The organism is Maribacter sp. HS (assembly GCF_048059195.1).
Classification (GTDB): domain Bacteria; phylum Bacteroidota; class Bacteroidia; order Flavobacteriales; family Flavobacteriaceae; genus Maribacter; species Maribacter dokdonensis.
In genome coordinates this window covers 712005-733220 of the sequence record NZ_JAYLVV010000002.1, presented here as the reverse complement: position 1 = coordinate 733220, position 21216 = coordinate 712005, and the positions used below count along the sequence as shown (strand labels likewise).

The 21216-nt window shown below is 36.5% G+C and carries 15 protein-coding genes; 6 read left to right on the top strand and 9 right to left on the bottom strand.

Going from position 1 to position 21216, the window contains the following annotated elements; genetic code table 11:
• The first annotated feature begins 97 nt into the window (after window positions 1-97).
• On the top strand, window positions 98-1969 hold the full coding sequence (locus VBZ51_RS03285; RefSeq protein ID WP_416576040.1) for a peptidase M61: 1872 nt from the start codon (window positions 98-100) through the stop codon (window positions 1967-1969).
• A gap of 78 nt (window positions 1970-2047) precedes the next feature.
• Here VBZ51_RS03285 and tsf read toward each other — a convergent pair whose 3' ends face one another.
• The 4 genes from tsf to rplM all read right to left on the bottom strand — a co-directional run bounded on the left by tsf (window position 2048) and on the right by rplM (window position 5160).
• On the bottom strand, window positions 2048-2872 hold the full coding sequence (gene tsf, locus VBZ51_RS03280) for a translation elongation factor Ts (protein WP_058103968.1): 825 nt from the start codon (window positions 2870-2872) through the stop codon (window positions 2048-2050).
• A gap of 68 nt (window positions 2873-2940) precedes the next feature.
• Window positions 2941-4074: a 30S ribosomal protein S2 gene (gene rpsB / locus VBZ51_RS03275; RefSeq protein WP_058103967.1), complete on the bottom strand. Its 1134-nt coding sequence runs from the start codon at window positions 4072-4074 to the stop codon at window positions 2941-2943.
• A 242-nt stretch (window positions 4075-4316) separates the two neighbouring features.
• Window positions 4317-4703, bottom strand: a complete 387-nt coding sequence (rpsI, locus tag VBZ51_RS03270; RefSeq protein ID WP_058103966.1) for a 30S ribosomal protein S9 — start codon at window positions 4701-4703, stop codon at window positions 4317-4319.
• A 1-nt stretch (window position 4704) separates the two neighbouring features.
• Window positions 4705-5160, bottom strand: coding sequence for a 50S ribosomal protein L13 (gene rplM, locus VBZ51_RS03265; RefSeq protein WP_036151839.1), 456 nt, complete (start codon window positions 5158-5160; stop codon window positions 4705-4707).
• Between the two features lie 201 nt (window positions 5161-5361).
• On the opposite strand from rplM, the gene VBZ51_RS03260 reads away from it, so the two are divergent.
• Entirely contained in the window at window positions 5362-8037 is a 2676-nt protein-coding gene (locus tag VBZ51_RS03260) for a DUF5916 domain-containing protein (protein ID WP_416576039.1), read from the top strand.
• 93 nt (window positions 8038-8130) lie between these two features.
• A complete protein-coding gene (locus VBZ51_RS03255) occupies window positions 8131-8637 on the top strand; it encodes a hypothetical protein (protein WP_348100771.1) in 507 nt (168 codons plus the stop codon).
• Window positions 8638-8689: 52 nt separating this feature from the next.
• Here VBZ51_RS03255 and VBZ51_RS03250 read toward each other — a convergent pair whose 3' ends face one another.
• The 5 genes from VBZ51_RS03250 to VBZ51_RS03230 form a co-directional block, all read right to left on the bottom strand.
• Window positions 8690-8989: a T9SS type A sorting domain-containing protein gene (locus VBZ51_RS03250; protein ID WP_071341242.1), complete on the bottom strand. Its 300-nt coding sequence runs from the start codon at window positions 8987-8989 to the stop codon at window positions 8690-8692.
• Window positions 8990-9338: 349 nt separating this feature from the next.
• The gene (locus VBZ51_RS03245) at window positions 9339-10982 is read right to left on the bottom strand and encodes a RagB/SusD family nutrient uptake outer membrane protein (RefSeq protein WP_416576038.1); all 1644 of its coding nucleotides are present in this window, start codon (window positions 10980-10982) and stop codon (window positions 9339-9341) included.
• A 23-nt stretch (window positions 10983-11005) separates the two neighbouring features.
• Window positions 11006-14131 (bottom strand): SusC/RagA family TonB-linked outer membrane protein, encoded by a 3126-nt coding sequence (locus VBZ51_RS03240; protein ID WP_416576037.1) that lies wholly within the window; start codon window positions 14129-14131, stop codon window positions 11006-11008.
• A gap of 698 nt (window positions 14132-14829) precedes the next feature.
• On the bottom strand, window positions 14830-17664 hold the full coding sequence (gene polA, locus VBZ51_RS03235) for a DNA polymerase I (RefSeq protein WP_416576036.1): 2835 nt from the start codon (window positions 17662-17664) through the stop codon (window positions 14830-14832).
• A gap of 99 nt (window positions 17665-17763) precedes the next feature.
• Window positions 17764-18750: an isoaspartyl peptidase/L-asparaginase family protein gene (locus VBZ51_RS03230; protein ID WP_091606868.1), complete on the bottom strand. Its 987-nt coding sequence runs from the start codon at window positions 18748-18750 to the stop codon at window positions 17764-17766.
• 41 nt (window positions 18751-18791) lie between these two features.
• Between VBZ51_RS03230 and VBZ51_RS03225 the strand changes: the two genes are divergently transcribed.
• The 3 genes from VBZ51_RS03225 to VBZ51_RS03215 all read left to right on the top strand — a co-directional run bounded on the left by VBZ51_RS03225 (window position 18792) and on the right by VBZ51_RS03215 (window position 21189).
• Window positions 18792-19514: a copper homeostasis protein CutC gene (locus VBZ51_RS03225; RefSeq protein ID WP_416576035.1), complete on the top strand. Its 723-nt coding sequence runs from the start codon at window positions 18792-18794 to the stop codon at window positions 19512-19514.
• Between the two features lie 56 nt (window positions 19515-19570).
• Window positions 19571-20800 (top strand): metallophosphoesterase, encoded by a 1230-nt coding sequence (locus VBZ51_RS03220; protein WP_416576034.1) that lies wholly within the window; start codon window positions 19571-19573, stop codon window positions 20798-20800.
• A 92-nt stretch (window positions 20801-20892) separates the two neighbouring features.
• Window positions 20893-21189 (top strand): thioredoxin family protein, encoded by a 297-nt coding sequence (locus tag VBZ51_RS03215; protein WP_058103959.1) that lies wholly within the window; start codon window positions 20893-20895, stop codon window positions 21187-21189.
• Window positions 21190-21216: the final 27 nt, after the last annotated feature.

Below are 21216 nucleotides of genomic sequence, written 5' to 3'. Positions count from 1 at the left end.
ATTTTATTCTGGTAAAAGATTGGTGTCAAGATACTATGGTTACTTATTCTCTATCTTTGATATATCATTATTTTAAAAATTAACAATTGAATATTTTATGAAAAAATCCTTATTAATTATTTCAAGTGCTCTTCTATTATATGCTTGTGGAGCCGGTAAGCAATTGGCAGCTATTGAGAAAAGCCCTGTTCTTACTTCAATAGATTTGGTCAATGTGGTAGAAGATAGGGTGCAGGTGATTGTAGATCCTGGTGCCTTTGCTTCGTCAACGGTTATTTTTAGAATTCCTAAAACGGTGCCAGGTACATATAGTAGCGATAACTACGGACAGTATTTGCAGGATTTTGAAGCTTTGGATTATAAAGGTAATCCATTGCAGTTTGTTAAGCTTGATGAAAATTCTTGGAGTATTTCTAATGGAACACAGCTTGATAAAGTACGTTACTGGGTAAATGATACCTATGATACGGAAAATGAAGTGGTTGATGCAGTATTTTCCCCGGCAGGTACAAATATTGAGAAAGACAGTAATTTTATGCTGAACCTACATGGTTTTGTAGGCTATTTTGATGGGTTTAAAGAGGTTCCTTATGCTATTCATATTAAAAAGCCAGCGGACTTAATTGCAACAACTACCCTTTCTGATCAAATTGACCGTAAGCCAGATCCACTTTGGGACGCGTTTCTTGCCAATAGGTATTTTGAAGTTATTGACAACCCTATAATGTACGCTAAACCTAATACTGAAAGTTTTGAAATTAATGGTATAACGGTAACATTGAGCTTGTTTTCACCAAATAACGTGTACAAGGCTTCTGATTTAAAGAATAGAATGTTAAAAATGATGGAGGCTCAGAAGAAGTTTCTTGGTGATGTAGATAGTACTAAAGAGTATAATATTCTTTTGTATTTGTCTGATGTAAATAAGCCCGATGCTCATGGTTTTGGAGCTTTGGAGCATCATACTTCTACCGTGGTGGTTTTACCTGAAGCTATGGATATTGGTCGTTTGGAGCAAGCTATGGTAGATGTGGTTTCGCACGAATTCTTTCATATTGTAACACCATTGTCCGTTCATTCTAAAGAAATACAATATTTTGATTTTAATGACCCAAAAATGTCACAACATTTATGGATGTACGAAGGTACTACGGAGTATTTTGCCAATTTATTTCAGGTACAGCAAGGTTTAATTTCTGAAGAGGATTTTTATGAGCGCATGTTGGGTAAAATTACCAACTCTAAATTTTATGATGATAGCATGTCTTTCACTGAAATGAGCAAGAATATTTTAGAGCAACCTTATGAGCCCAATTACGCTAACGTATATGAGAAAGGTGCTTTAATAAATATGTGTTTAGATATTATATTAAGAGAAAAGAGCAACGGCGAAAAGAGTATGCTTTGGTTGATGAAAGAGCTGTCTAAAAAATATGGTTCGGATGTGCCTTTTGAAGATGAAGTTTTATTCGGTGAGATTGTTCAGATGACCTATCCGGAGGTGGATACTTTTTTTAAGGAACATGTTATTGGAGATACACCTATAGATTATGATGTTTATTTTTCAAAGGTAGGTTTAGCTACAAAAGATGTTGAAGAGTCTACAGGTTACTTTTTTGATGGGCAAGTGCCTTATATGGATGTTGATGTGCAAAATGATAGTGTTGTTTTTATACGTGAGAATATAGAGTTGAATTCTTTCTTTGATGATTTAAAACTACAGGGAGGTGATATTTTTAAGGTGATAAACGGACAGGAGATTAATCTTGAGTCGCTTAGACCAATTATTGGGGAAAGTTTTAGTTGGACGCCAGAAACTGTAGTAAGTATGACTGTCGAAAGAGATGGTGAATTGGTTTCGGTTGAAGGTAAGGTAGGGCAACCGGTAAAAAAGGTAAAGAAGATTGTTCCTTTAGAAAATGTAGACCAGATAATTATAGACTTACGTAAGGCTTGGTTAAAAGACTAAGGTTTAATAATGATGCTAAATAAAAAAACCGCCTACTTTGCAGTAAGGCGGTTTTTTATTGAGTTAGTTGTATTGTAATTAACCTAATGCAACTCTTTTAAATCCTGTTACTTCTAAATTAGAATCAACTGATTTTACATATTGAGCAACACTTTGTTTGCTATCTTTAATGAAATCTTGGTTTACTAAAGTATTGTCCTTAAAGAAACGCTTTATTTTACCTTTAGAGATATTGTCTAGCATTGCTTCTGGTTTTCCTTCTTGACGTAATTGATCTTTTGCAATTTCAATTTCTTTGTCGATCACGGATTGGTCAACACCATCTTCATTTAATGCTACAGGGTTCATAGCGGCAGCTTGCATTGACACATCTTTAGCAACTTCTTCAGCACCTGGTACAGAAGCGGAAAGACCTGTTAAAACAGCTATTTTGTTTCCTGCGTGAATATAAGAACCTACAAAAGGAGCACTTAACGTTTCAAAACCACCTATCTCAATTTTCTCACCGATAACACCTGTTTGCTCAGTAAGTTTTTCTTGAACGGTCATACCTTTATAATCAGCGGCCAAGAAAGCTTCTTTAGAATCAAAGTTGATTGCTAAGTCTGCTAATTCTGTAGCCAATGTTACAAAAGTTTCGTTTTTAGCAACGAAATCGGTCTCACAGTTCAAAGAAATAATAACACCACTAGTGTTGTCATCATTTACTTTAGCGATTGCTGCACCTTCAGAAGAATCTCTGTCAGCTCTTTTTGCTGCAACTTTTTGACCTTTTTTACGAAGAATTTCGATTGCACTTTCAAAATCACCTTCAGCTTCAACCAAGGCTTTTTTGCAATCCATCATTCCTGCACCAGTAGTCTTTCTTAATCTATTAACTTCTGCAGCTGTAATCTTTGCCATTTTTTTTTACTTTTAATATACCCGTTTTAAGGGGTCGTTAGATTTATTTTTATAACAAATGTAGTAACTTATTCTACACCACCTTTAACGTTGTCTTGCCATTCTTTAAGCTCGTCCCACTTACCTTCAGCAGCCATTTTAGCTTGCTTTGGCCAAGAAGTTGGATCTAAATGAGCCATTCTAGAACTTGCCTCTGTCAAAATTTCTTTGATTTTCTCAGCATCTCCGTTAGAAAGATCTTCGTAAGTAGCAATACCGGCAGCAACTAAAGCTTCAGCAGCTTTTGGGCCAATACCTTCAACTTTTGTTAAATCATCAGCTTCTGCTTTTGTATCGTTCGCAACAGCTTCTTTAGTAGCTTCAACGTTTACTTCAACATTTGGTACTTTGTCTACAACTGGTGCAGGTTTAGTGTCAACTTTTTCTGGAGTTGGCGCTGGTTTGTCTGCAACTGCTTTTTTCTTGGCACCTTTATCTTTTTTGTCAGATTTACCTTCAGAATCACCTTTTTCAGCTTTACGCTCAGCTAAACCTTCGGCAACTGCATTGGTAACTTCTGTCATGATAATATCAATAGACTTAGAAGCATCATCGTTAGAAGGTATAAGGTAATCTACATCTCTAGGATCACAGTTGGTATCTACCATTGCAAAAATTGGAATGTTCAATTTTTGAGCTTCTTTAACTGCAATGTGCTCTCTCATTGTATCAACGATGAACAATGCACCTGGTAAACGTGTCATTTCAGAAATAGAACCTAAGTTCTTTTCTAATTTTGCACGTAAACGGTCAACTTGCAATCTTTCTTTTTTAGAAAGTGTAAGGAAAGTTCCATCTTTTTTCATTCTATCAATAGAAGCCATTTTCTTAACGGCTTTACGAATAGTAACAAAATTGGTTAACATACCACCTGGCCATCTTTCAGTGATGTAAGGCATGTTTACGTTTGCTGCTTTTTCTGCAACGATGTCCTTAGCTTGTTTTTTGGTAGCTACGAAAAGTATTTTTCTACCTGACGCTGCAATTTTTTTAAGAGCCTCGTTGGTCTCATCTAATTTTGCAACTGTTTTGTAAAGGTTGATTACGTGAATCCCATTACGCTCCATGTAGATGTAAGGAGCCATGTTCGGATTCCATTTTCTTGTTAGGTGACCAAAATGTACACCTGCTTCTAATAATTGTTTTACTTCGACTCTCGCCATTTTAAATTTAGTTTACGTTCTTTTGAATTAGCAATGACAAAGTGGTATCTCGAAATATAATATCAAGAAGCCTTCATCATTTAGATGCTAAACTAATCTTACCTTCAATTTTTTGGAATTAAAGGATTTTTAATTGTCCTTAACGGACTTTCAATGAACTTGTTAATAATCTGGTTTCCCAGTGTGATAAAATATAAAAATAGGCACCCAAAAAGGGTGCCCTGTACTCTTGTAATCTCGAATTAACGTTTCGAGAATTGGAATTTTTTACGTGCTTTCTTCTGACCGAATTTCTTACGTTCAACCATTCTTGGGTCTCTAGTTAATAGACCTTCTGGTTTTAAGATTGATCTGTTCTCAGCATCTATCTCGCACATTGCTCTAGATAAAGCAAGACGAATAGCTTCTGCTTGTCCAGTAATACCACCACCGTAAACGTTTACTTTTACGTCGTAAGTATCTAAGCTTTCAGTTAAGCTGAAAGGTTGCTTTACTTTGTATTGAAGTGTTGCAGTTGGGAAGTATACGCTTAAATCTTTATTGTTAATGGTAATGTCACCATTTCCATCAGAAAGATATACTCTCGCTACAGCGGTCTTTCTACGACCAATTTTATGAATTACTTCCATCTTATTTAATATCTTTTAAATTAACAACAGTAGGCTTTTGAGCTTCTTGTCCATGCTCCGTACCTGCGTAAACTTTAAGGTTTCTAAAAAGTTCTGCACCTAATCTGTTTTTAGGTAACATTCCTTTTATTGCTTTTTCAAGAATACCTTCTGGATTTTTATCCAACAATTGTTTTACGCTAGTAGTACGTTGTCCACCTGGGTAGCCAGTGTATCTCATATATGATTTATCAGACCACTTGTTTCCTGTAAGAACAATTTTCTCTGCGTTGATAATAACAACATTATCACCACAATCAACATGAGGGGTGAAACTAGGCTTGTGCTTTCCTCTTAACAAATAGGCGACTTTTGAAGCCATGCGTCCTAATGTTTCTCCTTCGGCATCTACCAATAACCACTCTTTGTTTACAGTTGTTCTGTTGGCCGAAACGGTCTTATAACTTAATGTATCCACTACTGCTATTTTTAACTATTATTTTAATCAATCCCGTGAAAGGGGCTGCAAATCTACAATTATTAACTTGAATTGCAAATACTTGTTTCTTATTTTTTTACATTTTTTAATTAAATGTAATTTCTAACCGGTTTATAGCCATCGTAGTACTGTTATTCTTATTGATTTTATTACCGATTCTGTAACAATTTAAAATATTCATTGTCTCTTGTAATAACCGATCAATCAATCAAAGAAGATATTATGATGCGTAAATGCTTAGTTACAAGTATTTTATATTTAATAATTTCAGCTACTGCTTTTTCCCAAACAGTTACAACAAAGGTACAAAGAGTATATACTACACAAAAAGTAAATTTAGGTGAGACCATTGCTATTGATGGTTTGATGACCGATTTGGCTTGGAACAGCGTTCCTTGGGCAAGTGATTTTACCGTATTTGACCCTAATAATGGGGAAAAACCTAGTCAATCAACAAAGTTTAAGATTACATATGATGAAAAATTTCTTTATGTGGGTATTCGTTGTTACGATAGTGTACCTTCTAAGATAGAAAAGAGGCTGGCAAGGCGTGATAATTTTTCGGGTGATTGGATAGAAATTAACATTGATAGCTACAACGATAAAAGAACGGGTTTTTCGTTTAATGTTTCTGCTGCCGGTGTAAAAGGGGATGAATTTATTTCTCAAAATGGTGATTTTTGGGATGCTAGCTGGAATCCTATTTGGTATACCGCTACACAGATTGATCATGAAGGATGGTCGGCAGAAATGAAAATACCTTTTAGTCAATTAAAATTTGGAGAACAAAAAGAACAAATTTGGGGGCTTCAATTGAACAGACGTTTCTTTAGGGAAGAAGAACGGTCACTTTGGCAACCTGTGTCATTAGATGCTCCTGGTTGGGTTAGTGAGTTTGGAGTGTTAAGAGGGCTTATTGATATTCAGCCTCAAAAACAGTTGGAAATTCAACCATTTTTGGTAAATCAGTATGATGCTTATCCGTCACAAGCGGGCAACCCTTTTCGTGATGGTAGTGATTATGGTTTAAATGTGGGGTTAGACGCCAAAATAGGTTTGACCAATGATCTTACTCTAGATTTAACGGTTAATCCAGATTTTGGACAAGTAGATGCTGATCCAGGAGCTATTGCATTGGACGGATTTCAAATCTTCTTTGAAGAACGTAGGCCGTTCTTTATTGAAAACAAAAATATTTTCGATTTTGAATTTGCCGATGGTAATGATAATATTTTTTACAGTAGAAGAATTGGTAGAAGTCCACAAGGGTTTGCAAACAGTACTGAAACGGAATTTGTAGATCAACCTACGAATTCAACCATACTGGGTGCTGCAAAATTTTCAGGTAAAACCAAAAATGGTTGGTCTTTGGGCTTATTGCAAAGTATCACGGGCAACATGTATGCAGATATAGAGGATCTTGCAGGAAATGAAAGATCAGAACTTGTAGAGCCGCTTACAAATTATATTGTGGGTAGGGTACAAAAGGATTTTAACGAACGTAATTCTTTTATTGGAGGAATATTTACTGCAACGAATAGAAATATTCCAGATAATCTCGATTTTTTAAGAAGTAGTGCCTACACAGGTGGGGTAGATTTTAAACATAGTTGGAAAAACAGAAATTATTATGTTGAAGGAAATATTGCAGGCAGTCATATTACGGGCAGTCAACAAGCTATTGAACGAACACAGAATAGTATTACGCACTTATTTCAAAGGGTAGATGCTAGTCATGTTAATGTAGACCCTGATCGTACCTCTTTAACGGGTAGCGGTGGTAAGTTGGCACTCGGAAAAGCAGGAGGTGGGAATTGGCGATATGATGGCGGAGTTATTTGGAGGTCTCCAGAATTGGAACTCAATGATATTGGATTCTTAAGGCAGGCAGATGAAATTAAGCAAACGGCTAACGTTCGTAGGTTGTTCATAAAGCCTACTAATTTTTATAGACGTGCAAACTTAGGGTTAAGTCAATACTCTACGTTTGACTTTGATGGAAATTATAATAGAATTCAATATGAATTCCAGGGTTTTATTAACTATAAAAATAATTGGTGGACAGAGGTTGGTGCTGCCCATAAACCCCGTATTTTTTCAAATACCGTTCTTCGTGGCGGACCTCGTTGGCGTTGGTCTGATGAAAACTTCGCTTATCTTTTCTTTGGCTCGGATAGTAGAAAAAAAATGAGCTTAACTTTAGGGTATGTAAATAGCCAGGCAGCTGAAAATAACTTTTCTTTAAAGCGATATGTGTTTAGATTATACTACCAACCTTTTGATGCTTTTAACCTGTCTATTTCTTCTGAGTTTGAAGAGAATCCGAATAAGACACAGTATGTGACGGAAACTAGTTTTAATGGTAATGCAAGGTATATAACTGGTAATATTGATCAAAAGACATTCAGCACGGCTATCCGCTTTAATTATAGTATCAACCCGAATTTATCTATTCAGTATTACGGTGAGCCATTTATTTCTAGGGGAACTTACACTGATTTTAATTATGTAAATAACCCGATTGCTGAGAACTTGAGCGAACGTGTAACGTTATTTTCCGAAAATCAAATATCAGGATCAGCTGATACCAATAATTATTTGATAGATGAAGATATTGATGGTGCCATAGATTATCAAATAGAGAATCCTAACTTTTCGTATGTTCAGTTTCGATCAAACCTTGTACTAAGATGGGAATATATACCTGGTTCGGAAATCTTTTTGGTATGGTCTCAAGGTGTTGTGGGTGCAGGTGATCCCAGTGAAACATTGGGTAGAAATTTAGATCGACAAATACTAGGACAGAAAAAGGATAATACAATTTTGCTCAAAGCAACTTACAGGTTTATTCTATAAAGAATTGATTCTTGAAGGTATCCAATTATCGGTTTTTGAAATAATACCTAGTTTTTTTCGTTTTTAGGGGTGTACAACCAATAAAACAAAAAGATGTATAAGCATATTTTATGTATTGCAGGGATAGTGTTAACACTAATTTCCTGTAGTTCGGATAAGGATGAAACACAGACTGAAGCTGAAGTTCAAAGCACGGCCATAATTGGTACATGGGATGCTACTGAGCTAAAAATAGATAATGAGACAGCAAGTGATGATGCAAAATTTGGAAAGCAAATATTGGATTTTCTTACAGCTGATAACTGCTTCATTATAACATTACAGTTTAATGAGGATTTAACGGCAAGCGCATCTAATTCTGCTAATTATATTGAAGTAAATGCGACCGCTACAGGCTTGGATATTCCTTGCCCTACAGATTCGGATGTTAATGAAAGTACCTATACCTTTGACGGTGAAACGGTCACAACTATTGATGAAAATGGCGATGAGTTGGCAATAGGTGTTTCTATAGAAGGAAACATTATGACGGTTGATGCCAGTGATTTGGATATTCCAAATTTTTCAGAAGACGGACAATTGATATTTGTAAAACGATAAAAGTTTGCTAAGTATAAAAAAAATAAGACCCTTGTCAAATGACAAGGGTTTTTTATTGCTTGTAGAATTTTGTTTTTATATTCTGATGTTCAGATTGTATAGTAATCATGTACAAACCTTTTTCTAGGTTAAAAACAGGTATGTTCAATGAGTTTCTTTTAATGTCCCATTGGTGAAAGATTACTTGGTTGCCATAGCTATCCCTAACGGTTATAACGGCATTCTTGTCATTTTTTAGACCAAGTACATTGATAACGTTGGTTGCCGGATTAGGAAAAACTTTAACATCTTGTGCCGCTAATTGGGTAGCGCTAAAGATGATAAAAGCTAGAATGATTAAAATCCTTTTCATGAAAAATAGCGTACCTCATGAGAGAAGTACGCTATATGCTAACGTTCTAGAAAAGTATTTTCGTCTCCCTTTAAATAAACTTTAACTAATCTTAGCTTTAATGGGCTACCAACCAATTATCACCTAAGCCAACTTCAACATCTAAAGGAACTGCTATTTTGTATGCATTTTCCATTTCTGATTTAATCAGTGTTTGCAATTCTTCTAATTCTGGTTTGTAGATGTCAAAGGCTCGCGTTAGTCTAAATTAATAAGATAAAAACCCCTATATATCTTTTATATATAGGGGTTTTTTGGACTAAATCAATAGTTGTTTTAAAATAAAACAAGCTTAACTCAATGTATATATTTAGTTTTGATCTGCAGAAGTTAAATTTGGATTGGCATCTATTTCAGCTTGTGGAATTTTGAAAATCCAGTCGTTGTTAGTACTAGGCGGGTCTTGCTGAAAAGCATCTTGATAGAGTACCTGTGATGCTCCGGAGCCTCCGTCTGCTGTATGGTCAATTCCTTCATCCCAGCGAATGTGATCTGTATAGCCAAAACCTTCGCCCCATAATTCTAAGCGTCTTTGGAATTTAATTTGCTCCATCAATGAATTTTGGGTATTAAAAATTGTCACGTCATATGCTGAATCTCGAACAGAAACTAGTGAGGAGAGAGCTTGTTGTGCACCTGCAATATCATTCATCATAGCTTTAGCTTCTGCTTCAATCAAATACATTTCTGATGAACGCATTATGATGACGTCATCTGGGTCAATTGAACCCGGATTGGCATTTTTTAATTTAAAATGCATATAAGGGTGTAAATTAAACGCAGAGGTTAAACCGTATAATGATTTCAATGAATCAACAGTAGCTTCAAAAACCTCTTCATCAGTGTAATTTGGGTCATTGCCAAAACCTCCTTGCCCGTTAGCGGCAGAAGTATTTGTATTAGGGGCGTTGATTATAAAAAGATCTTTTCTATAATCTGTATCAGGAATTGCGTCCACTAATCTACGATCCGCAATTTTTGGGTTGTTTCTTACCTGGCTACCATTAAAGGTATTGCTTGCCAAGTAGAAATAGGAACGGAAAAACGTTGTTTCCGCTGCAATTACATTACTTCCCCATATAACTTCTGAAAGATTGTTGGTGTTAAATCCGGACTTATAATCCGCTTCATCCATTAAAGGGTAGTCAGCTCTGGCCATTACCGCCGCATCTGCCGCTGTTTGCCAATCTCCTTTTGATAATGCTGTTCTTGCAAGAAGTCCATAGGCAACATCTATATTAAGTTGTGATTTGCCTGCGGCATCTCCTGATCTTGTGGTTGCACCGTCAAAAGCAGTTATTGATGCGTTTAAATCAGCTTCAATTAAATCATAGACTTCTTGAACGGTTGATCTTGGCGCGCTGTTAAATGGAGATTCTGAGGATAATAATATTGGTACACCAGCATCAGTTGATGGGTTGCCAACTAAATAACCTTTTGCATAATGCTGTACTAAAGATAGATATGCGTATGCCCTATAAGCGTATGCCTGACCTTCTATTTCCTTAAGTTTGTCGGAATCAGTTAAAACCCCTTCATTGATTCTGTTAATAAGAAGGTTGGCTCCTGCAATAATATTGTAACGGGAGTACCATAAAATTTCAGTTGTTAACGAGGTTGGTAAAGTGTGCTCGTTCCATTGAGCCAAATCTCGCCACCCTAAATTGTTGGCATCCGCTGAGTGTATAATTCCTCCTGTAAGGGCGTCTCCCATAGGGATCCAGAAATGGTTGTTTGCTCTGTTGGTGCTACCACCTGGGAAAATGGTCTGTGATTGTGAATATAACGCTCTATGCAAGCCGTTTAAAACAAGTTGCATATTATCTTCATTGGCCAACGCATCTGAAGCGGAGATAGCATCGGTAGGCGTAGTATCCAAGAAGTCATCCTCACATGAGAATGTCATGGTTATAGCCATTATTGCAAATAACGTTGTTTTTATATTTTTTAACATAATTTGAATTTTTATTGTTTGTTCTAAAATGTAACGTTTAAACCTATAGAGATTATTCTAGATGGGTTATAGTCGTTACCTGCTCCATCGCCCGCCAGATTAAACTGTGGGTTCAGCCCTGTTCTTTGACTCTTATAGTATAAATTTTCTCCTGATACTGAAAGTCTTAGGTTGTCAACGCCAATTTGATCTGTAATATTCTTATTGAAAGAATAACCAAGGTTAACGTTTTTAAGCGTCCAGAAAGATGCATCTGTTAGAAAACGGTCAGAGTTATTTACTACTAAATCAGTATTCCCGTTTTCTAATCTTGGTACATCTGTTATATCACCAGGAGCTCTCCATGCTCTTAAGATATCAGGATGAAGTGAGCTTCCGTAGTTTCCTTCTTGCATCATTGCTGCATAACCAAAATCTAAAACTTCTCCACCAATACCGTAGTTAACCAAGAAATCTAAAGAAAATCCTTTGTAGGTTATACTATTAGATACGGATCCCAATAAATCTGGTATGGAATTCGTACCGGTATACGCTCTCTCTGTCTCTAAGAAATCATTAGTGGTTTCTTGTTCGCCATTTGCATTCAGAACAGGAACGCTATTTCCATCTTCGTCCAGTTCGTATAATAAAAATAGCTGGTCACCATTAGCTGGGTCAACACCAGCAGTTCTATACACGTACCAATCAAATCTAGAACGTCCTTCTTCCCAGCGTTGGTTGTCTACAATTGTTGGGGCAGGTAAGCTGGTAATTTCATTTTTAAAGTTGGTAGCTTGTAATGTTAAATCCCATCTAAAATCATTAGTTCTAATCAGATGTGAAGTTAAACCAATTTCCCAACCTGAGTTGAACATATCACCGATGTTCGCTGGAAATTCATTTAAACCATTACTTGATGCAATAGGTTGTAGGTATAACAAATCTGAAGAGTTTCTTTTGTAATATTCAACAGTACCATCTAAAAAATTATCAAAAAGTGTAAACTCTAAAGCAACATCGAAGTTTTCAATTGTCTCCCATTGCAGGGCCTGGTTTCCTATATCGGTAAAAATAATTGCTGGGGAAGCTGCGTTTGAGGTGATAGAAAATCTTGGTTGAGACAAGAAAAAGTCCAAAAGATCATCGTTACCAACCTCACCGTAAGAAGCTCTTAGTTTAAGTTGGTCAATAAAAGAAACATTGTTCATAAATGATTCTTGGTCTATTCTCCAAGAACCTCCAACGGAGTAAAATGTACCCCATCTAAAATCTTGTTGAAAAACAGAAGAACCATCTCTTCTGATAGAAGCACTTAAATAATATTTATTGTCAAAATTGTAGTTAAGTCTTGAAAAATACCCCTCAAGTGTTTTTTGAGTGGAAGATCCTTCTAGGCTTACTATATTTGAGAAATTATCAAATTCAAAGATACCATTGGCTGCTTGTACGGTAGCTGTACCTCCATTACTCGAAAAGGTTCTGTCTGTACTTTCATGACCTGCCGTTATATCTAAATTATGACTTCCAAAGCTTTTATTATAAGTCAAAATTTGATTGAAGTTTTCTATTTGTCTTCTAAAACGATCTTCAGAATAACGTCCGTCTGGCTGTGCATCACCAATAACGGCATTTTCATATTCTTTAGTTAAGCCTTCGTTAATATCCCTGCCGTAATTTACTCTTAAACTAAGACCATCAAAGATCTCTACGTTTGTAAACATTCTAAAACCATAAGTGTTATTACGGTCTCTTTCGTCATTTAGTAATAATTCTTGTAAAGCATGGCGCCCTTGTGATATTGGTCTTGAACCTATATTAAAGTCTGGAAATCCTTCGCCATTGTCAAACACTCTATCTCCAAAAACATCTGTTACAATATTTCCATTTAAATCGTTAACATAAACTGGATATATGGAACCAATATTCTTGGCAAAACCAAATGGATTTACAATGCTTCCGGTTCCTGCAGAACTTGGAGCTACTGACTCTGTAACAGCAAGGTTTGCGCTACCACCCATTGTAATTTTGTCACTTACATTAAATTCTCCATTAACCCTAGCGGTTACACGGTCAAATCCTGATGTTACAATATAACTGTCTTCATCTAAATAAGAAGCTGAGAAAAATACTTTGTGATCCTCACCACCAGCAGAAACATTTACATTGTAATTTTGTCTAACTCCAGTTCTTGATAATACATCATACCAGTCTAAACTTTCATATATAACCTGTGCGTTAGGATTTAACTTTCCATCTAAACCAACAATTTGGTCATTGGGAACATTAAAAGGGTTGTAGCCTAACCTATTATAGATGTTGGCAGAAGCATAGGCAGGGTCTCCTTCAGCCGCACTTGTGTTTCTTAATGCTTCCCACATGGTTTCATAATATTCACCAGGAGTAAGTTCATCGTAAAATGGGACGGAAGTATCTACCAATCCATATTGATATGAAGCATTTACTACTACGCCGCCAGATTTACGACCACTTTTTGTGGTGATGATAACTACCCCGTTAGCAGCTCTAGATCCGTATAATGATGTTGAGGCGGCGTCCTTAAGAATGGTGAAGGATTCGATGTCTTCTTGAGCAATGGTGTTCAGTGCTCCGTCATATTGTATCCCATCTACAATATACAAGGGGTCTGTATCACCATTTAGAGTTCCTACACCTCTAATGATTATCCCTGGGGAAGATCCAGGACCTTGTGAAGAAGTAAATTGTACCCCGGTAGCCCTACCTTCAATTGCTGCGATAGGAGAGGTTACACTTCTTAAAGCGAGATCTTTTGATCCAACAACTGCCGCGGAACCGGTAAAAGCTTCTTTTGTAGAAGTACCATACGCGGTTACAATAACCTCGTCAAGCGCTTGGGCATCCTCTTGCATTTGTACATTAATAATATTGTCCGAACCAACTTTTCTTGTTACAGTAGTTTGACCAATATAACTGAATCGTAGTTCTTGTCCTGTTGAGGCACTGATAGTGTAGTTTCCATCAAAGTCAGTTTGTGCGCCTTTGGTTGTACCTGTTATAAGTACAGTTACCCCAGGGAGGGGTTGTCCATCTTGATCGGTTACGGTCCCCGAAATAGTTTTATCCTGACCATGTGTTATCGCCGAAAGGAACAGAAACAACATGGTAAAGATGGTGGTTAATTTGCATTTCATTATTTAAGTTATTTTGAATTAGTTGGTGGAAATTCATAATATTATCACAATATTCCTAACATTTATTAATGAAAGTGCAATTATTAACACTTAGGCAAAAATGGCTTCTAAAATTAATCGATTGATAAAAATACCTATTTTAAAGTGGCATTTTTGCTATATTTTTTTAACAAAAATGGTTAGTGGGTTTATTGGGAAAATTAGTATATGTAGCTGCAGTATATTATAGAGTATGTTGTTTGCTGAATAGAGTGTCATCCTACTTTTAAGACTTTTTTATTTACAAATTGGGTTGAATAGTCAAATTGCTTTCTATTAATACATTGCTATCTTATGAGTCTTGAAAGAAGTCCTCATTTTTGAAATTCCTTATGTTCCATTTTTCTTTAAAATGCTTTAAATTTCATCGGAGTTCCTGTTGCTCTAAGAATGAATAATTTAAATACTATAATTTGTTTTCCTTTATAAGAATTATCAAGAGATGTGTTTTTAAGTATAGGTTGATAAGGGAATGCTAGTTAAATGATGAAAAGTATATCATAAGTTGTTTGACCCTAACAAGGTATGTTTGGTGAGAATTTTTATAAATAAATTGGAAATAAAAAATTAACATTCGAATTTTTTAATAGTGTGATCAGCGGTTTTTACAGCTTTCATTTCTAGACATTTATATGGTATTAATTTTAAATGTAAGAAAATTAATGAGCTACCAACCAATTATCACCTAAGCCAACTTCAACATCTAAAGGAACTGCTATTTTGTATGCATTTTCCATTTCTGATTTAATCAGTGTTTGCAATTCTTCTAATTCTGGTTTGTAGATATCGAATACCAATTCATCATGTACTTGCAGTAACATTTTAGATTTGTAATTGCCTTCTTCTAACTTTTTATGAATGTTGATCATGGCAATTTTAATGATATCTGCCGCACTACCTTGAATAGGTGCATTTACGGCATTTCGTTCCGCAGCACCACGTACTATTGCATTACTGCCGTTTATATCCTTAAGGTATCTTCTTCTACCCAACACCGTTGAGACATAACCGTTTTCACGTGCAAAATCTACCTGCTCGCTCATGTAGTTTCTTAGCTTTGGATAAGTCTTGTAGTAGGTGTCTATTAATTCTTTTGCTTCTTTTCTTGATAGGTCCGTTTGGTTACTTAATCCGAATGCAGATACGCCATAGATGATACCGAAGTTAACTGTCTTGGCATTGCTACGTTGTTCTCTGGTTACTTCTTCTAATGGAACATTAAACACTTTTGATGCTGTAGAAGCATGAATATCCTCTCCATGTTTGAAAGCCTCTATCATGGTAGTCTCTTCACTCAAGGCTGCAATTATACGTAATTCTATTTGTGAATAATCTGCCGCTAACAACGTGTAGTTCTCATCTCTTGGTATAAAAGCTTTTCTTACTTGTCTTCCACGCTCTGTTCTAATTGGAATGTTTTGTAAGTTAGGGTTGTTGCTACTTAACCTTCCGGTAGCTGCAACGGTTTGCATATAATCGGTATGCACTCTTCCAGTAGAAGGCTCAACCTGTTCTGGCAATGCGTCTACATAGGTGCTTTTTAATTTGGCAAGACCTCTGTAATCCAATACATTTTGTACAATTTCATGGTCTTTAGCCAAAAAGGATAATACATCTTCCGCGGTAGAATATTGACCTGTTTTGGTTTTTTTAGGTTTGTCTACCAGTTTTAATTTGTCAAATAAGATTTCACCTAATTGCTTTGGAGACCCTATATTAAATTCTTCACCGGCAACTTCATAAATTTTCTTCTCAAGGTTAGAAATGTCGTTATTCAAGTCTTCGGAGAGTGAATTCAAGAATTCCTTGTCTAAATTGATTCCTTCTAGCTCCATATCCGCTAATACACGTAGTAGGGGAATCTCAATATCTTGAAATAATTTTTCTGTATTTGCCTCTTTTAGTTCTGGTCTAAAATGTTGTGCAAGTTGAAAGGTAATATCCGCATCTTCTACTGCATATTCCGTTTGTTTTTCTAACGGAACATCGCGCATACTCAATTGATTCTTGCCTTTTTTGCCAATAAGTTCAGTAATGGATACTGGAGTGTAATTTAAATAGGTCTCTGCCAAAACATCCATATTATGACGCATATCCGGATTAATTAGATAGTGGGCCAACATGGTATCGAATAAAGGTCCTTTGACATCAATATTGTATTTATCTAGTACCTTAATATCATACTTTAAATTCTGACCTATTTTTTCAATTTCTTCGGCTTCAAAGAAAGGGCGTAACTCTTCTAAAAGTGCCTGTGCTTCTTCTTTGTTATCCGTAAAAGGAATGTAAAAACCTTTGGTTGCTTCCCAAGAAAAAGCAATTCCTACCAATTCAGCGGTCAACGGGTCTAAACCTGTAGTCTCGGTATCAAAACAAACTGAAGTTTGCTGCATTAAATTTTTTAAGAAAAGCTTCATTGCCATACCAGGAGCTACACTTTGGTATGAGTGTGCTACATCTGTAATGGTTTTTCTACTAGAAAAGTCTTTTACGGTTGCTCCGGCATCTGCAGAACCCCCAAATAAGGAGAATTGCCCTGAGCCCGCATCTTGTTTTTCTTTTTTAGCAGTTGCTGTGCTGGTAACCTGTGTCACGGTTTCTTCTGTTTCTTCCGAGAATATTTTAATGAATTGATCCTTTAATCTTCTAAATTCCAATTGTTCAAATATCTCTTGTACCTTCTCAAAATCCGGTACTGAAAGTTCATAGTCCTTAGCGTTAAAAGTAACGTCGCAATCAATGCATATGGTGGCTAATTTTTTAGAAAGTATACCCAATTCTTTGTTTGCTTCTACTTTCTCCTTCATCTTACCTTTCAACTGATCGGTATTCGCCAATAGATTTTCCATAGATCCAAACTGGGCAATGAATTTTTTTGCAGTTTTATCTCCCACACCTGGTAATCCGGGTATGTTATCACTGGCATCGCCCATCATACCTAAGTAATCTATTACCTGCTCCGGTCTTTCTACACCAAAACGTTTTTGAATTTCTGGAATTCCCCAAATTTCAATACCGTTACCCATTCTCGCAGGGCGGTACATAAATATGTTTTCAGAAACCAATTGCCCAAAGTCCTTATCTGGCGTGACCATAAACACTTTGTAGTCTTCCTTTTCGGCTTGTTTGGATAATGTGCCTATAATGTCATCTGCTTCCCAGCCTTCCAAAACCACACAAGGTATGTGCATAGCCTTAAGTATATCTTGTATATAGGGTACGGCTATCCTAATGGCATCTGGGGTTTCATCTCTGTTTGCCTTATATTCGGCAAACATCTCAGTTCTTTCAACGCTACCGCCTTTATCGAAGCAAACGGCTAAATGATCGGGTTTTTCACGGCGAATAACATCGAATAAGGAATTCATGAAACCCATAATGGCAGAGGTGTCCATGCCTTGAGAGTTTATTCTTGGGTTTTTTATAAGCGCATAGTAACCACGAAATATAAGTGCGTATGCATCTAGCAAAAAGAGTCTTTTTTGATCTGCCATTTTTAAGTATTGTATGAAAAAGGATAAAAGTACAAATTGATAGGGAAACTATAGGTGAGAATTGCCTATTGCTTATATCTAAAATGTTGTACGGTTCAATTAACTTTTTAAATAACTGTCTGAAGGATTGTTAACATGACCTTCTTTAGTGTATGTTCTATAGGTAAACCCTGGGTGAATACAATATCCGCCAGTTTCTCCTTTTTTATTGATGGCGATAAAGCCTATTTGAAAGTCTTGTTTGTCCTTATTTTTTGCAATAATTCTTTTTACGCCTTCTTCACATGCTTCTTGTGGCGATTTTCCTTGGCGCATTAATTCTACGATCAGAAAACTACCAACGGTTCTTACCACTTCTTCGCCAACGCCTGTTGCTGTTGCTCCGCCAACTTCGTTATCTACGAAAAGTCCAGCGCCAATAATAGGAGAGTCGCCAACTCTACCTGCCATTTTATATGCCATTCCGCTTGTGGTACATGCACCTGCAATGTCTCCATCGGCATCAATAGCCAACATGCCTATGGTATCATGATTTTCAATATTTATTATTGGTTTGTACTGCGATGTTTTTTTCCATTCTTCCCATGCTTGTTTGGATTCTTCAGTTAAAAGATTTGTCTTTTCAAAACCTTGTTCGTATGCAAATTGCTCAGCACCTTTGCCGGCAAGCATTACATGTGGCGTTTCTTCCATCACTTTTCTGGCCACTGAAATTGGGTTTGCAATGTTCTGCATAGCCAATACTGCCCCACAGTTCCCATCTTTGTCCATAATACAAGCGTCTAGGGTAACATTGCCATCCCTATCCGGTCTTCCGCCATTACCTACGGTACTATTGCTTAGATCGTTTTCTTCAACCATAACTCCTTGGTGAACTGCATCAAGAGCGTTACCTCCTTTTTCAAGAACTTCCCATGCTTTGGCGGTGGCGTTTCCAAAATTCCATGTACAAATAGCAATAGGTAGTACTGGTGTATTGTCTGTTGTACCTACTGCAGGGATTTCTTTGTACGATGATAATATTGGTGCAGAAACGATACCGGCGGCAACTGTACTTGAATTTCTTAGAAACTTTCTTCTTTTCATGGGTTTGGTTCTTTACTTTTAATGACCTTAAATATAGCAATATGATAGTAGAAGTTTGTGCAAATTCTTTAGAATCTGCCATGGTTGCAGAACGTGCTGGGGCAGACCGTATTGAGTTATGTACAGAGTTGGCGGTAGGTGGATTAACACCTTCTTTTGGGTTGTTGAAAGCGGTTAGGGAACAGGTTTCTATTCCTGTCCATGTATTGATAAGGCCTAGAAGTGGAGATTTCACCTATTCTGATGACGAATTGAATATAATGATATCTGATATTGAACTTTGTGCAGAATTAGGTTTTGATGGTGTTGTGTCTGGAGTGCTTTTGAATAATTTTACCTTGGATATTGATCGTACGCATAAACTTAAATTGGCGGCCGGTAGTATGCACTTTACATTCCACAGGGCCTTTGATTGGGTTAAGAACCCGAAGGAAGCATTGTTGGAACTGGAAAGAATGCAAGTGAATAACATTTTGTCATCGGGTCAACAGCGTTCAGCTCCAGACGGAATAGACTTTTTGGTAGAATTAAAGGCTCAAAATACGGTAATTGATATAATGCCGGGTTCGGGCGTAAATGCCGGCAACGTTCAAATGTTCAAAGAGAAGGGTTTTAAGGCAGTACATTTATCGGGTACCGCTATGAAACAAAAGTTGCCATCAAAACCATTGATTTCCATGAATTCTGAAGGTTTTTTGAGCGATGATCATATTGCCGTTACTCAATTTGAGAACATTAAGACTGTGGTGTCCAAGGTTAAATAAAATGTAAATGAGCGCACATACCACTGTTATACAGATATCTTTGTAAAAAAAAGAACATGATTCGTTGGCTTATTTTCGTTTTGGCATACATTGCTTTAAGTTTTTATGTACTTCAGGCATTAAGAACCATTTCAAAACAGCCTTGGTGGTCTTGGCTTTATATAGCAGTTTCACTAGCTGTTATGTTAAATTTTATATATCAGTTTACTGCGGGTGAAGAAACGGGGCGTGTTTTAAGTATACCTAAAAGTTATGCTTTTGGGTTTTTGTTGACCATGCTAACCTTCAATATTATTACTATTCTATTTTTGTTTTCAGAAGATATTTATAGGATTATTTCGGGTTTATATCAAAAATTATATGGGGCGGAAAAACAATTTGGCTTGCCTGCACGTAGGCGATTTTTAAGTTTGTTGGCTTTGGGGATCGCAGCTGTGCCCTTTGGTGCTCTTTTGTACGGTATGTACAAGGGTAAATACAATTTTAAGGTATTGAAGTATAATTTAGAATTTGATGATCTTCCAGATAGTTTTGATGGGTACCAGATTACACAAATATCTGACATACATAGTGGAAGTTTTGATGATAGAAAAAAAATTGAATATGCTATAGACTTGATCAATCAGCAAAAAAGTGATGTATTGCTTTTTACTGGAGATATGGTGAACAATATGACCTCTGAAATGGAACCCTGGGCGGATTTGTTTAGCACGCTAGATGCTAAAGACGGAAAGTTCTCTGTGTTGGGCAATCATGATTACGGAGATTATATACCTTGGGAAACTGAAGAGTTGAAGAGTAAGAATTTAGAAGATCTTAAAGCCATGCAGAAGCAAATGGGGTTTGATCTTTTGCTCAATGAACATAGGTATCTTAAAAAAGGAGAGGATAAGATTGCTTTGGTAGGTGTGGAGAATTGGGGGAAAGGCGGATTCAAGAAAGCTGGAGATTTAAAAAAAGCAGCTTCACAGATCAATGAAAATGATTTTAAAATATTAATGAGCCATGATCCTTCGCATTGGGAAATGGAGGTTATTAAAGATGCTTACCACTATCATTTAACGTTAAGCGGCCATACTCACGGTATGCAATTTGGGATTGAAATACCGGGGTGGATCAAATGGAGTCCGGTGAAATGGAGATACCCATATTGGGCAGGTATTTATAAAGAGATGGGGCAATTTCTGAATGTGAACAGAGGATTTGGTTTTTTAGGATATCCTGGTAGAGTTGGAATTTGGCCAGAGATTACGGTGATAACTTTGAGAAAAAAGGCATTAACATGATTTTAACCCTTTTACAGGGCTACAAATAGATAGGCAAGAGTAGTATTTTAACAATTTTTATTACATTTGGCTAACATAGAAAAGTATTTTATATGTCCAAATTTGGTGAACTAATAGATTTAAAGGTACCCGTTCTTCTGGATTTTTATGCAGAGTGGAACGAACAGTCAACTGCAATGCACCCTGTGCTTAGAGATGTAGCTGCGGCTTTAGGTGATAGAGGTAAGGTTATAAAAATCGATGTGGACAAGAACAAAGAACTTTCACAGGCCTTACGGGTTAAAGGTTTGCCTACGCTAATGATCTACAAGAAAGGCGAAATGGTTTGGCGCCAAAGCGGTGAGCAAGACGCTAACACTTTAATTGGTATTCTCAAAGAATACGTGTAATCTATCTCTCTTCATTTCATTTCTAAA